This is a genomic window from Sphingobacterium sp. SYP-B4668 (assembly GCF_027627455.1).
In the GTDB taxonomy this organism is placed as follows: Bacteria; Bacteroidota; Bacteroidia; order Sphingobacteriales; family Sphingobacteriaceae; genus Sphingobacterium.
In genome coordinates this window covers 4,149,663-4,164,596 of sequence record NZ_CP115483.1, presented here as the reverse complement: position 1 = coordinate 4,164,596, position 14,934 = coordinate 4,149,663, and the positions used below count along the sequence as shown (strand labels likewise).

Genomic DNA, 14,934 nt, shown 5'->3' with positions numbered 1-14,934 from the left:
CAAAACTTTTCAAAAATATGAATTTTAAACAAAGATTCAAGTTGTATCCTATTGTGTTTTGTCGCATACGATACCACTTGAAGAAGCATATGTCCTTATCACCGGAATTATTCTTTATGATTATGAGGGTTAAAATTATTATCATCACCTTACTGGTCTCTTCTTTGCATCTTTCTGCAAGTGTATATGCGCAACGGATAAATTTGAATGAGAAAAAAGCCCAAATGGTTCAAATTCTTAACAAGATAGAGAAGCAGGTCGGTTATACTTTTTTTTACAATAAGCGAGATCTCCAGCAACTTAAACCTGTAACGATAGTCGTAAACAACGAACGTTTAGACGTCACACTGGATAAAATATTTGCGGATCAACCTTTGGGCTATGCGCTGCATGACAAGATTATTGTCATCAAAAAAATCGACCCTTTGGGTAGCCATTCGTCCATTATCCCTAGTAAAAGCTTAAAAGTGCAAGAGGATATTATTGGACAAGTTACAGATTCCCTAAAAAATCCTTTGTCGGGGGTCTCCATTAAGATTAAAGGAACCACTCGAGGGACCTCGACAGACAACGATGGAAAATTTAGAATTCCGGCTAAGAGCGGAGAAATTTTGTCTTTCTCCGCAATCGGATATCGAGCCTTGGATATAGAGATCACGGACCAAAGAGCACTTCAGGTTATATTAACTTTGGACAATTCAGATTTGGAAGAAGTGATAGTTTTAGGGTTTGGACAGTCTCAAAAAAAGATAGCGCAAACAGGCTCTTTGGCCTCCATTTCCACAAAAGACCTTAAGCAAAGCCCAGTCGCCAACGTTACCAATGCCTTGGCCGGAAGACTTCCTGGACTAATTACACTGCAGCGAAGCGGAGAGCCGGGATATGATAATTCTGACTTATTGATTAGAGGACGTTCTACTTTTAACAGCGTGTCTCCCCTAATTACGATAGATGGTGTCCAAAAGGATTACAGTGCCATTAACCTGTTGGATGTAAACGAAATCGAGAATATTACAATCCTCAAGGATGCGTCAGCTACAGCATTGTATGGTGTCAAGGGAGCCAACGGCGTGATTATCATCACGACAAGAAGGGGGCGTGAAGGTGCTCCCCAGATGCAGTTGTCCACTCAGACGGCGGTACAGACACCTACTAGACTTCCATTGATCCTCGGCTCGTATGATTATGCACGGCTTTCCAATGAGGCTTATCTCAATGATAATCCAGATGGCATATTGATTCCCTATGATGAGATTAGTCTAGAAGCCTATCGCACAGGAATCAACCCCCTAAAGTACCCAAATATCAATTGGATGCAAGAGGCCATGAAAAATTCCTTATTGTCTCAATCCAATTTTAACATCAGCGGCGGCAGTCCCAAGACGCGATATTTTGTCAATATTGGATATACCAATCAAAATGGAATCTATAAATCCGAAAAACAGCCCAAATACGATCCAAATGTATCTTTCAAAAGGTACAATTTTCGGTCTAACGTGGATGTAGATTTTGACAAAGACTTCAGCATGTCTTTGAATTTGTTCGGTGCAATTGAAAATGGACGCTATCCTAGATCCAGTGCATCCACACTTTTTGATATGTTGCAAAAAGTTACCCCAAATGCCTTTCCGATTAAATATCCAACTGGATTTTATGCCCAAACCCCCTCTTTATTAAATCCTTTCTATTGGCTTAATACGCAGGGATATGCTCAAAATTTTAATTCATCCCTCTCTGGTATGCTATCCGCTACGCGCAAGTTGGACTTTATCGTCGAAGGCCTTTCGATTAAAGGGAATTATTCTTTTGATGGCTATTTCAAGAATCAGTTTACTCGTACTCGAAGTGAGCGCGCCGCCTATTATAATGGTACCGGAGATTATGACAATTTGGATAGCTACACCTATACCCAAGAAGATCTTCCCCTGTCTGCTCCATCTTCATCCTTCAACCAGAATAGGGATATTTGGATGGATGCGTCCATTAACTATTCCAATACTTTTGGGCCCCATGCAGTCAGCGGCTTATTACTCGCTAACAGGACCCAGAAGGTTATTGGGGGGCAGATACCCTATGTATCACAAGGATTGGTCACCAGGCTCACCTACAACTATAACAACAAGTACTTCGGAGAGTTCAACGCAGGATACAATGGTACCGACAATTTTGCTAAAGACAATCGATATGGCTTCTTTCCTGCATTTTCTGCCGGATGGATCGTTTCAGAAGAATCCTTCCTAAAAGAAAATCAAGTATTGACCTTTATGAAGATTAGAGGGTCATATGGCCTCACCGGAAATGACCAATTGAGTGGAAGACGCTGGTTGTTCATTTCTGAATATAATGATTATTCTGGATACAACTTTGGCGATCCGTTAGTTTGGATGTCCGGAGTTGGTGAAGGTGCGATCGCCAATCCATTGGTTTCGTGGGAGGTAGCCCGTAAAGGCAATCTAGGAATGGAGTTCAAGCTATGGAAAGACTTGATTGAATTGAATGTGGATCTATTCCATGAAAAACGCAATGACATCTTGATTACAAGAGGTTCTGTCCCATCGATGATCGGTATTCCAAGTGGTAATCTCGCACCAGTCAATTTCGGAGAGACTGTTAATAAGGGATTCGAAATAGAGCTTAATCATAGAAAGACAGTCGGCGATGTTTCTTATTTCGTTAAGGCAAATGCTTCGTTCGCTCGAAACAAGATTATTTTTATGGATGAAGAGTCTAAGCCTTATCCGTATTTGACCAATACCGGGCGTCCCATAGGACAATATTTTGGCCTCAAAGCAGATGGCTTCTTTAACAATGTAGAAGAGATTCAAAACCACGCACAGCAATTTGGCCAGGTTATTCCAGGTGACATCCGTTATGTAGATCTAAATGGCGATAATATCATTGACCAAAATGATGCTGGGCCCATTGGCAAAAGCGATGTGCCCGAGGTTTTTTACGGTCTTTATTTAGGTCTGAACTGGAAGGGATTTGATGTAAGCTGTCTTTTCCAAGGCGCAGATGGTTTCAATGTGTTGTTGAGCGATCAGGCCGTGTATGAATTTGTAGAAGGACGCAATGTCCTCCAGCATCATTTGGATCGGTGGACGCCAGAGACTGCCTCTACAGCCAATTATCCTGTATTACACTATGGATTCAATAATAACAACCACAGACCTTCTTCTTTTTTCTTAAAAGATGCATCCTATATCAGGCTGAAAAATGCAGAGATAGGGTACACATTCAAAAATGTCAAATTGACAAAGGATAAAAAATTCAGCTCCGTGCGCGTCTATACCAACGGTATGAACCTCATTACCTGGGACAAGATAGGTGGGTCATATGATCCCGAGATTAGGAGCGGCAGCGGTAACAACTATCCGCAGCAGAAGGTCTATAACTTTGGTTTATCGGTTAGTTTTTAAGATGTTAAATAAAGAAATCATGATTAGTTCAATTAATAAAAACCTTATAACCGCAATTGCTTTATCGATATCCACCTTGTTCAGTTGCAGCAAACTGGATTCATACCTTGATAAAGCAGAATCTGGAGGCATGTTAGAGGAGGAAGTCTTTGGCAATTATCGTCAGACAGAGCGCTTTTTAGCACAAGTCTATGGGAGCGGGTTGAAAATCGATTGGGTGGGCAGCGGACTTTGGTCTTTTTCCTATGACGGTGCGACCGACAATGGCTATTGTGCATACCGCTACTGGCCAAGCCCCAAGTTTATGTATGATGGCAATTTGACTCCATCTAATAATCCCATAGACCAATGGGCCGATTTGTATGCGGCCATCCGCAGGGTCAACCTCTTTATCGAAAAGATTGATGGTCTTCCGGTTTCTGCGAAGAATCAAGAAGAAGAGATTGGCAAAGCACGTATGAAAGGAGAAGCCTTTTTTCTCAGAGCTTGGTTTTATTCCGAATTGTTCAAAAGATATGGTGGTGTACCATTGATCGATCGTGTCTTGCAAGTCAGTGACGATCTGAATATTCCACGGGCCGATGCAGCAGCAATCGTTGGTTTTATAGTAGAGGATTGTGACAAAGCTGCATCCCTGCTACCTACAGACTACACCACTAAAGATTTGGGGAGGGCCACCAAAGGTGCAGCGTTGGCGTTGAAATCGCGCATGTTGTTGTATGCCGCCAGTCCCTTGCACAACCCTTCCAATAACATAGAGCTCTGGGAGCGGGCAGCAAAAGCAGCCCAAGACGTCATCTCTTTGGGGGTATACAGCCTACATGGCTCCTTTAAAGACGTGCTCCATACGCGCAATTCCGCAGAAAATATTTTTCAATATACGGCCAATTATGAAGATCAGCTTCGTAACAACTTGATGCCTAGCCAAGGTGGTTTTGCCATTGTTCACCCCAGTCAAGAATTGGTTGATGCCTTTGAAATGAAAGATGGGAAAAAATATAGCGAATCACCCTTATATGATGCTGACAATCCCTATGAGAATCGAGACCCACGATTTCAGATGACTATTGTTCACAACAATATGCCTTGGCGTGGGTTGCCTATTGAAACATTCGAAGGCGGTTTGGACGGTATCAACGGGAGTGGGGATAATTATACACGTACAGGATATTACCTAGCCAAGACATTGGATGTAAATGGAAGTATCACCCCTATTTGGCGACCTGGAAGTCACTTTTTTGTCTTTATTCGATATGCCGAAATCTTGCTTAATTATGCCGAGGCAAAAAACGAAGCACTTTCTGCTCCAGATCAATCCGTCTATCAAGCTGTAGACCAAGTACGAGCGCGAGTTTCTATGCCCGCTTTGCCTGCAGGATTGACCAAAGTCCAGATGCGTGAACGCATTCAAAACGAACGGAGGATAGAACTTGCATTTGAATCCCATCGATTTTGGGATCTCAGGAGATGGCGTATTGGAGAGCAAATATTGAAAGAGGTCCACGGTATGAAAATTACCAAAAGTGGTTCGGACTGGAAATATCTACCCTTCAAGATAGAGAGTCGATTTTATAAGAATACCTATGATTTATTCCCCATTCCTCAATCTGAGATCAATCGGAATAGTGCTTTGACACAAAATCCCGGGTATAATTAGTCTATTATTTAGCATATGATGACAACTATTATGAACAAAATTGCACTATATATTTTCTTCCTTCTTCTATTGCAGATTGTAGGATGCAAAGATAAAGAGAGTTTAGGACACGATGGCACCAAGCCCATCGTGATTGAAAAATTTCTTCCCCTAGAGGGCGAAGGAGGTACCGAAATGATGATTTTTGGACACAACTTTTCGTTAGATACCAATCAAGTAACCGTATACATCAATGGAGTCAAAGCGCGAATTACGGGTATCAATACCGAACGTATCCTGTTGATTGTTCCCCAAGACGCAGGTACGGGGCTTGTCGAGGTCCAGATTGGAGACAATCAAGTCAAAAGCTCCGTCCCCTTCAAATTTCCACCCGTATACCGCTGGCGTATGGAGACATTGGCCGGAAGTGGTGTCGCCGGATATGCTGACGGCATGGGTAAATCCGCCCAATTTAATTTTGCTAGGGCACCAGGTCTGACCGTTGATGTTGATGGAAATGTATATGTCGCAGATGCGGGCAATCATCGGATTCGCAAAATCAGTCCGGATGGTACGGTTGAGACCATTGCCGGAAATGGGGTTGCAGGTTATCTCGACGGTCCTGCTTTACAAGCACGATTCGATACCCCATTTGATGTAGCTGTTGACAAGGATCGTAATCTATATGTAGCAGATACTTGGAACGCCAAGTTAAGAAAAATAAGTCCTGACGGGCAGGTCTCTACTGTGACAGGTGTAGGTGATATTGTCAATATTGCCATAGATCCGCGCAACAACAAGATATACGTATCCTCATTGACCAATGGCACCGTATATGAAGTAGATAATGGCGGTTCCCTCAGAGCTGTGGTCTCCGGAATGGATTGGATTAGTGGCATCACTATCAATCAACAAGGAATGTTGTATGTTGTTGAAACTGGGAAATCCGTTGTCCATCAAGTCGATCTCAAGGGATTTAGCGGCGAGCCACTACAAGCTACCGTCGTAGCGGGGACACATGGCGTTGCAGGGTATCTCGATGGACTTGGTTTATCGGCCAAATTTGATCGCCCTTGGGGTATTGCTTGCAATACCACGACTGGCGAACTCTATCTCGCGGGTGATTCCGGGCCTTATGGAGGCCCATGGTATGGTGATGGTGGTAATAATACCAACCAATGTATACGCTTGATAAAGCCTACCAAATGGGCGGTGACTACTTTTTTCGGTGGCACCGAGAGAGGGTTTGTTGACGGCCTAGAAGACCAAGCAAGGTTAAATAATCCCACGGGAGTTGCTGTAGGCCCCAATGGGGATGTGTACGTTGTCGATGCTAATAACCACAGTATCCGTCGCATTATCAAGGAGGAGGTGCTATGAAGTCACAGCACAAACCTACACCGGTCCTTATCGGTCGACGAAAATTTATAAAAAGCAGCTCCATATTAGGCTATGGGCTAGTCGTATTTGGGGTTGGCAATTGCAGTTGCAAAAAGACTCACCCAGATGAGGCTGCCCCAAATCGTATCACAAAATATACAATTTCTGCTTTAGATAGTTCAATAAAGGTATTGCCGTCAGACATTGTTAAAGAGAGTAGACGTATTGAACTTGCTGCGGCGGCCAATGAAACCGAAAGTTTTCAAATCGTCCTTCGTTCAGAAGCCGATTTAGGGCAGGTAGATGTTCGTATTAGCGAGTTGACCAATGGAGTACATACTATCCGTGACCTAGTTTGGTATCAGGTAGGATACGTATACGTTTCGACATTTGATGGACATCCCGCCACTGAGGATATCAAGGGGTTGCTCCCGGGCTGGTATCCAGATCCTTTGTTAGAAAATGAACGTCCTACACTTGTCAAAGGTTGGTCCAATACATTATGGGTCAATTGTCCAATACCCACTGGCACACCACCAGGACTGTACGCTGGTAAGGTAAGCCTAACTATTGGAGGCCAATTGGAAACTATTGATATGCAGTTGACCGTATTCGATTTTACCTTACCCCGTAAGAGCACATTGCCCACTTTGTTCTCCCTATCGTTGGAATATTTGAATAAAGTGTATCCTACTTTTACACCTGCTATTCGGGAAAAATGGTTTGACTTCTTAATGGCTCAACGGATAAGTCCGACGGATATGTATATTGATTTGGAAGGCGCTGATGCGAAGTTGAAAATCGAGCCAAATGAATATCACCGTTATCTCGACCGTATGAATGGCTTTGTCGTGTATCCGATAACCGCGACTTGGAGTGATCGCGATGCTTCTGCGGACGAATTGATAGCTCGATTTGAAAAAAATAGACCCTACATCGATGCCCTCGTCAGTAGCGGCTGTGTGTCACAGGGAAATGGTGTGTTTTATGGGTTCGATGAGAATGATGCAAGTCATTTCGAAACGATGAAAAAAGTACATCGGCATATTAAATCCATTTATCCCCAGATTCCAATTGCGACCACTTCGATGCATATTACGAGTGTCGAACAACTCCAAGAGTTACAAATCGATATCCTGGTGCTGCATATCACGGATGACATTTATAACTCAGCTTTTGCTGATCAGGTGCGAGCTGTAGGCAAAAAGGTATGGGGGTACATTTCCTTGCAGCCTTACCATCCGATGCCTAATTGGCGTATTGAAAATCCATATTTAGATGCTAGGGTACTGTTAAGTGCGATGGCTTACCATGAACGGTTTGATGGATTTTTATATTGGGGCGTAAATCAATACAATAAGATTGATTGGAAATACCCTGCGACCATTGATAAGAATACGCCTGCGAAGCTTGAAGTATCGATTACTACCCCCACGGATGAATACAAGTGGCTGCATGGCGATGGATTGCTTTTATATCCAGGTAGCTCCGGTCCTTTGAGTAGTATTCGTATGGAGCAGATTCGAAAGGGTTTGGAAGAGTACGAATACTACCAGCTCTTGGAGGAGCGTTTTGGAAAAGAGGAGGCGGCCAATTGGGCGGGCAAAGTAGCCCCATCGATGAAGGTATTTAGCGACGACGCCCATCTTTATTTAACGCACAAGCTGGAGATGGCTGCTCGTATCATGGGACGATAACTTAATTTACTCGTATTGATATTATTATAAACCCTAAAAATCATGTTATGAGAAAAGTACAATTCTTTTTACTGTTTTTATTGGCAGGAGCTACTGCTTGTGAACAGACGATGTTGTCCTCTGCAAATCTGTTGACAGCACGATTAGCGACTCAAAACTATTATGTGGCCAATAGCGGCAACGATAGTAACACGGGTGACATATCATCGCCATTAAAGAGCATCGCATATGCGCTCTCACTTGCACAGCCTGGCGATTCGGTCATTGTCCGGACAGGTATATATTTCGAAAAATTAGTGTTCCCCCGATCAGGTAGTTCTGGAGCCTATATCACATTGACATCCTATCCCGGAGAAAATGCCCTGATCAGTGGCAATGGACTGCCCTCATCAGGGCACGATGCATTGGTTAAGATTACTTCAATGGATTGGATCAAGATTAATGGGATGGAAATCGCGCATTACAGCACTTCAGATGGAGGCAAGATGCTTGATGGATTGTTGGTGAATGGTACCTCTTCCAATATTGAGATTACCAACAATCATGTACATCATATCCATAATAACGCTTCTCCTTCTGTTGGCCGCGAGGCACACGGTATACATATCAAAGGTACCGGGAGTACGGCTATGACCAATATTTTGGTAGAAGGCAATAGTATACATGATAATCGTACCGGCACAAGCGAAAATTTGACTATAAATGGCTATGTAGATCAATTTGTCATTCGAAATAATGAAATCTACAATGGAGAGAATATTGCCATTTGTATAGCGGGCGGATATGGTGCCAATGGTCTGCCAGCTGTAGACTATGCCCGCAATGGACAAGTTATCGGTAACAAGATTTGGAATATTGATGGTCGCACTGGGCAAGTCCCCGTATTGCTCCAGGCTGCTGGTACCATCGGTATTTATATAGATGGCGCCCGACATATCGTCGTCGATCGAAACCGGATCTGGGATAGTGACCGCGGGATAGGACTTGTTAGTGAAAATGATGGATTCCCGACCGAATTCTGTGTCGTTAGAAACAATGTAGTCCACAACAATAGAGCTGAAGGAATTTATCTAGGTGGTTACGCCAATTATACCACTGGAGGTACCAAAAGTTGTCTGGTACTAAATAATACCTTGTACTACAACGCCGGAGAATTAGGGTATTACGGTGAATACGTGGGGGAGATTCGCCTGAATTCCAATTGCCATTACAACGAGATCCATAATAACATTCTTGTCAGTCGACCTACTATGGGTACGTTTATCCGCAAGCATGATAGCACGGGGTCATTTAATGGTATTGATTTCAATCTATATTTCAGCAGCGGCAGTACCAATAGGTGGTACTGGAACGGGTCTGCACTCAATTCCTTTAGTGCTTGGAAGGGAGGGAGTGGTGGAGATAGCAACGGCATCTACGGCAATCCTCTTTTTGCCAATGTGGCTGCTAGTCCTCCAGACTTTAGTCTACAAGCTCTATCGCCAGCCATCAATGTTGGCAATAATGCACACGGCACTTCAGCTGGCACCTTAGATTTTCTTGGAAATCCGAGATACCATGCTGTTATCGATATCGGTGCTATAGAATATCAATAGGCAAACTGTTACATATTTGGGTGTCATTACATTTCCCCCGTTGTATTGGTTGGACGGGGGAAATGTTATTTGTCAATGTCATCCTTTAAGGCACTCGGATCAATCGGTCTATCGATACCTTGCTTTTCATTATGCCAAATGATAGAATGGCATACTTTCCCTGGATTTCCACGACGGTTCCCACGGCAGTCTGTCCGTATACTTGTACTTTGTCTCCCATTTTCGTAACATGTTCAAGTGATATATTTTTCACTTGTTCGACACGTTCAATGTCATCGACGGCTTTTCTTCGTACTTCTGCTTGACAAGATGCGGTGTTGGTATCTATTTCTTTCCTTTGTGATTCCCAATATAGTTTGTCTCGAACTATCGACTGCGGCAAGCTATCCATGTTCACGAATTCTTCGCCTATTTTTTTTGATGCATTCGAGATAAGACGTTCAGGGAGTCCTATACGTCGGGCTACCTCAATCGCCAACGAACTGCCTGGGTGTCCTATCGAAAGCTTATATAACGGAATCATATTTTCGGAATCATATAACATCGCTCCGTTGATAACTCCTGCTGTGCGGTATGCAAAGTGTTTGAGGTTCTCAAAGTGAGTCGTAATCAGTCCGAAGCTTTGTTTTTTATTAAATTCAGCTAGCAATGTCTCTGCAATGGCTCCCCCGATTTGAGGCTCCGTGCCGCCGCCAAATTCATCTATCAACAGCAAAGTCCTGCTATTGCAGTGTTCGATAAAGTACTTCATGTTGGTTAGGTGGGCTGTATACGTACTGAGGCTATTTTCCATATTTTGTCCATCCCCTATATCCATAAAAATATGATCAAATACGCCAGCTTTTGAATGGCTGTCAACTGGGATCAAAAGACCGCATTGGAGCATGTATTGCAGTAAAGCTGCTGTCTTTAGGCACAATGATTTTCCTCCCGCATTTACACCTGATATGATTAAAATTCTATTACTGGGCGTCAATCGGATATCCAAAGGTTGTGCCTCCTGTCGTTGCTGACGTAGCGCGATGTCTAGCAAGGGATGTTTGGCCTGATTCCATTCCATACACGGTCTGTTTTCCAGTATAGGGCTGCATGCTCGTATACGTAAGGCGAGCATGGCTTTGGCACGAATAAAATCCATGGTTCCCATGAAATTATATAGATCGCGTATTGCTGATAGGTCGGGCCGCACAAGATTTGTAAACTCCATTAGAATTCTTGAGATTTCTCTTCTTTCATCATTCTCCAGGTCGCGTAAGCGACTGGAAGCCTCTGCCACTGCTTCGGGTTCAATATATACGGTTTTGCCACTGCCAGATCCATCTCTTTGGATTCCTTTTATTTTTCGTTTGTTCGAAGCCGTTACCGGTATCAGGTAGTATCCCCCACGCATATCGGCCTGTACATCTTGCCCGATTAATCCTTGAGCCTGCGCATTGCGAATTGCGGCATGCATGTTTTTCGTAATATCTTTGGCAGCGCCTATTTTGCTTTTACGGACCTCGTTCAATAGTTTTGAGGCATTGTCCTTGATTTGACCGGACTTATCCAAGATCGAATTTGCCTTTTCAATGATAGTCGGAAATGTGCTAATCGAATCGCTTAGTTTTTTGAGTTCTGGATATTTGACCCGCACTGAATCGGTCGTGTTGAAAAAATCGACTATCTGCCCAATGGTCTCTAATGCTTCCACCAAGGGTAAGATTTCTTTTTCAGCCAACCAAGCGATATCGTCATTTGCTATTTGCGTCAATGTGGTTCGCATATCTGAGCAATAGGGTGTCGGAAAATCCACTTTATTCTGTAAGATTTGGAGGAATTCTGCCGTTTGTTGTAGCCATTTCGTTATCATCTTGTAATCGGAGGAGAAATATATGGCTGCTACTTGTTCTTGTCCTAGCTTACCTAAGCAATTTTCAAAAATGAGGTCGCGGACAGTATTAAAATTTATTTTATGTTCAAAGCTTTCTGGATAAATCATCATCTCAAAAATGTAAGGAACGAGGTTCACTTCCAGCCCCAAAAGCGAAGAAGCAATTACGTTCGTAATTAAAAAAATAGTGTTTAAATGTTATCGAGATTTACCATACCACATTAGGGGACTCTTTTTATAGAACCCGAGCTACCTATTGGCTTCAAGTAGCGAACTTGCGATATGGTGATTATACGGAAAGAAACATCATAGTGGATGTATTGAATCTTTAAGCGCAAATATAGTAGACATTTTCAATAAAAGCAAAAGAGCTACGCGGCAGCGTCACGATTACCTTCACTCCCCATTGAAGGCTATCCATGTTAGCCGTTTAAGCGGCGGTATATATCAGATGTGACTTCGCGTTTTTATGCCAGTTGTGCGCTCGTTGTTGAGTGACGTTATTCCTGTCCATACTCGATGGTCAAGAAAATGGCTGTTCTATAGGCCTGCTAATTTGATAATTCCTTTCAACTACTTAAAAATAATATTGCGTTTTTTTGCATATTTTGTTTTTTATTCCTAATCTTATGGCAAATTAGTGGGCTATTGAGTACAGCTCTTTAAATATATTCACCTATTATGAACTCTTCTTGGCCTAATGACCTATCGTCAAAATATAGAATGGAAGTAAGAGAGGCTACTGCATCACTTTATAGTCGTACCTGCTTTTTCTTAACCTCTTTTACAAACTTTCAAATTCAAGCAAGCTAATGATGTTACCGCAGATACCACGATTTCTATCTGTTATTTTTTTTGTATTATTAAGTTCTTTTGTCTTCGGGCAGAAATCCGGTAAGTCAATCACCGGAAAAGTTGTCGATGACCACATGCGTCCGATTCCCTTAGTCACCGTAAGCCTTTATGACCTCAGCCAAAAGATGGTTTTGAGCACAGCTACAGATAGTACAGGTCATTTCAACGCAAGATATGAAAGGCCGGGTAAGTATTTATTAGAGATAAGACATATAGGACATCAAGATTACCAAACTCCCCCTTTTGAGCTAGCCAATTTGGATTTAGGGATTATTAGACTTTCGAAGTTGGAGAAGACACTTGAGGAAGTAGCGGTCCAGTCAAAGGCCAAAATATTCGAAGTTAGCGGAGGTACCATTACTTACAACGTTGCCCATACGATTGGGGGGCAGGATGTCTCCGCTTTAGAGGCATTAAAGCGGGCTCCCGGTGTTTATGTTGAAAATGAAAGTAATATTACGCTAAATGGAAAAAGTGGTGTACAAATCCTATTGGATGGGAGGCAGACGTTCCTTTCAGGTACAGAGCTGACCGATCTTCTAAAATCCATATCATCCAATAATCTCAAATCCATCGAAATAATCAATAATCCAACAGCAAAGTATGATGCGGCCGGATCTGCAGGTATCATAAATATCAAGACCAAAAAGAATCAGACAAAAGGTTTAAACGGAAGCATCACCAGTACCGTGGCATATGGTGTGAGTCCCAAGCAACTTCAAAATATTGCTGTTAATTACGGGGTGGATAAAATTAATGTATTTGGAAATTATAGTCATACGCTTGGCAATTACAACTATGATTACGGTACCAACCGTCAACAAAATGGCAAATCCTATGACAGTCGTACTATTGATGTTGACAAACGCCAGAAAATGTCCACTCAAGTAGGGGTAGACTACTATCTTAATGATAAGAATACCATAGGTTTTTTAGCCAACGGTAATTTTATCTTTGGTGGCGGAATTACAGACACCCGCACGGATATTAGCACTCTTCCCGCCTCTACGATCGAAGAGTCTCTTTCGGCAGTGAATGATTATTATGGACAACGTACTGCTCGTTACAACTTCAATTTAAATTACAAATATGAAGATACGACAGGTCGTAGTTTAAATATAGACATGGACTACGGCCGTTTTGATAAATGGAATAAAAATCTGCAATCAAATATTTATCGTGACAATCAGGGAATTATTCTTGATGAAAGCCTATATCGTACACTTAATGGTATCAATATCGATTTGAGTGGGATAAAAGTCGACTATTTGGCAAATCTCTGGGGCGGAAAGTTTGCGTCCGGAGTGAAGTACTCTTTCGTCAGGTCTGTAAATGACTCCAGATTTTATCACGCACTGGTAGCGGCAGACAGCCTTGACAATCGGAGATCCAATGATTTTCAGTTTGACGAGTATATATCAAGTGCATATGTTGATTATAAAAAATCAGTAGGCAAATGGTCTTTTCAGGGCGGTCTACGGATAGAACACTCCAATTCGCAAGGCACCTTGTTCTTCAAGGAGAATGGCGTTGAAAAGGAAGATAATATTAAAAGAAATTTTACCGATCTATTTCCTTTTTTCGCTATTACTTTGCAACCTGCCGAGCATAACAATGTCTCGTTATCTTATGCCAAACGCATTGAAAGGCCAGCGTATCAAGACTTGAATCCTTTTGTCTATATGTTGGATGAACTATCCTTCTGGCAAGGTAATCCATTTTTGAAGCCCTCCTTTACGCAGCGATTTACCTTGCTATATTCATTGAAAAATTCTACTGTAGTGTCCTTAAATTTTGCTTATACCGATCAACTAAATGCCAAAGTAACAGATACACTCGAAACCGAAAAAATAGTGATGATTAGCCGGAATCTAGGCACGCAAAAACATTGGTCCTTGTCCCTGACACAGACTCTTGCTCCAACACGTTGGTGGGATGTGACATTTAACGGTCTACTGTATTACATCCAAAATGATGTTACGTTCGATCAATATAGGAACTTTGACCTGCAGCAACTGGCCGGCCGCGTAAATTTGGTACAGTCCTTTCAATTACCGTTTAAGATGAAGGCAGAGGTAGCTGCTACCTATAATTCCAACCGTTTAATAGGTGCAAATACCCTGAGTAAGGGCATTAGTCAAGTCGATATTGGTTTGCAGAAGACCCTGCTTAGAGATAAAGCAACACTTAGATTAGCAGTCAATGATATTTACAAGGGCAATCAAAGCCGGTATACCCAAAATTTTCCAGGTTTTGTTTCCTCCAGTTATGGTTATTACGAGTCTAGGCAGGTTCGCTTGAGTTTTAGTTACAGGTTTAGTAGCGGGACGGCAAAGGCTCAGCGTGCACGGAAGTCTGCCTTGGAAAGCGAAAGTGGGCGGATACAATAGCATTTAATGTTATTCAGGGGGTTCTCGATAACCCTATGCAAAGTCGCCCCCATAAGAAATGGAGGCGACTGTTGTCAAATAGCGATAGCACT

The 14,934-nt window shown here is 42.5% G+C and carries 7 protein-coding genes; 6 read left to right on the top strand and 1 reads right to left on the bottom strand.

What is annotated here, in order from left to right; all coding sequences use genetic code 11:
- The first annotated feature begins 122 nt into the window (after positions 1-122).
- From OQ289_RS16970 to OQ289_RS16950, 5 genes are read left to right on the top strand one after another with little or no spacing between them, the layout of a single operon-like run.
- Entirely contained in the window at positions 123-3,419 is a 3,297-nt protein-coding gene (locus OQ289_RS16970) for a TonB-dependent receptor (protein WP_270088036.1), read from the top strand.
- Between the two features lie 19 nt (positions 3,420-3,438).
- Positions 3,439-5,076 carry a RagB/SusD family nutrient uptake outer membrane protein gene (locus OQ289_RS16965; protein WP_270088035.1) on the top strand — a complete coding sequence of 546 codons (1,638 nt, stop codon included), beginning with the start codon at positions 3,439-3,441 and terminating at the stop codon, positions 5,074-5,076.
- Positions 5,077-5,106: 30 nt separating this feature from the next.
- Positions 5,107-6,435, top strand: coding sequence for an IPT/TIG domain-containing protein (locus OQ289_RS16960; RefSeq protein WP_270088034.1), 1,329 nt, complete (start codon positions 5,107-5,109; stop codon positions 6,433-6,435).
- Positions 6,432-8,132: a DUF4091 domain-containing protein gene (locus tag OQ289_RS16955; RefSeq protein WP_270088033.1), complete on the top strand. Its 1,701-nt coding sequence runs from the start codon at positions 6,432-6,434 to the stop codon at positions 8,130-8,132. The genes OQ289_RS16960 and OQ289_RS16955 overlap by 4 nt, the downstream gene beginning before the upstream one ends.
- 47 nt (positions 8,133-8,179) lie before the next feature.
- A complete protein-coding gene (locus OQ289_RS16950; protein ID WP_270088032.1) occupies positions 8,180-9,727 on the top strand; it encodes a choice-of-anchor Q domain-containing protein in 1,548 nt (515 codons plus the stop codon).
- 85 nt (positions 9,728-9,812) lie between these two features.
- Here OQ289_RS16950 and OQ289_RS16945 read toward each other — a convergent pair whose 3' ends face one another.
- Positions 9,813-11,708 (bottom strand): endonuclease MutS2, encoded by a 1,896-nt coding sequence (locus tag OQ289_RS16945; RefSeq protein WP_270088031.1) that lies wholly within the window; start codon positions 11,706-11,708, stop codon positions 9,813-9,815.
- A 701-nt stretch (positions 11,709-12,409) separates the two neighbouring features.
- On the opposite strand from OQ289_RS16945, the gene OQ289_RS16940 reads away from it, so the two are divergent.
- Positions 12,410-14,842 carry an outer membrane beta-barrel protein gene (locus OQ289_RS16940; protein ID WP_270088030.1) on the top strand — a complete coding sequence of 811 codons (2,433 nt, stop codon included), beginning with the start codon at positions 12,410-12,412 and terminating at the stop codon, positions 14,840-14,842.
- Positions 14,843-14,934: the final 92 nt, after the last annotated feature.

Excerpts from the sequence above, each read along its gene's own strand:
- OQ289_RS16945 (WP_270088031.1), bottom strand. The coding sequence starts at position 11,708 with ATGATGATTTATCCAGAAAGCTTTGAACATAAAATAAATTTTAATACT.
- OQ289_RS16960 (WP_270088034.1), top strand. The coding sequence starts at position 5,107 with ATGAACAAAATTGCACTATATATTTTCTTCCTTCTTCTATTGCAGATT.
- OQ289_RS16965 (WP_270088035.1), top strand. The coding sequence starts at position 3,439 with ATGATTAGTTCAATTAATAAAAACCTTATAACCGCAATTGCTTTATCG.
- OQ289_RS16955 (WP_270088033.1), top strand. The coding sequence starts at position 6,432 with ATGAAGTCACAGCACAAACCTACACCGGTCCTTATCGGTCGACGAAAA.
- OQ289_RS16950 (WP_270088032.1), top strand. The coding sequence starts at position 8,180 with ATGAGAAAAGTACAATTCTTTTTACTGTTTTTATTGGCAGGAGCTACT.
- OQ289_RS16940 (WP_270088030.1), top strand. The coding sequence starts at position 12,410 with ATGATGTTACCGCAGATACCACGATTTCTATCTGTTATTTTTTTTGTA.
- OQ289_RS16970 (WP_270088036.1), top strand. The coding sequence starts at position 123 with ATGAGGGTTAAAATTATTATCATCACCTTACTGGTCTCTTCTTTGCAT.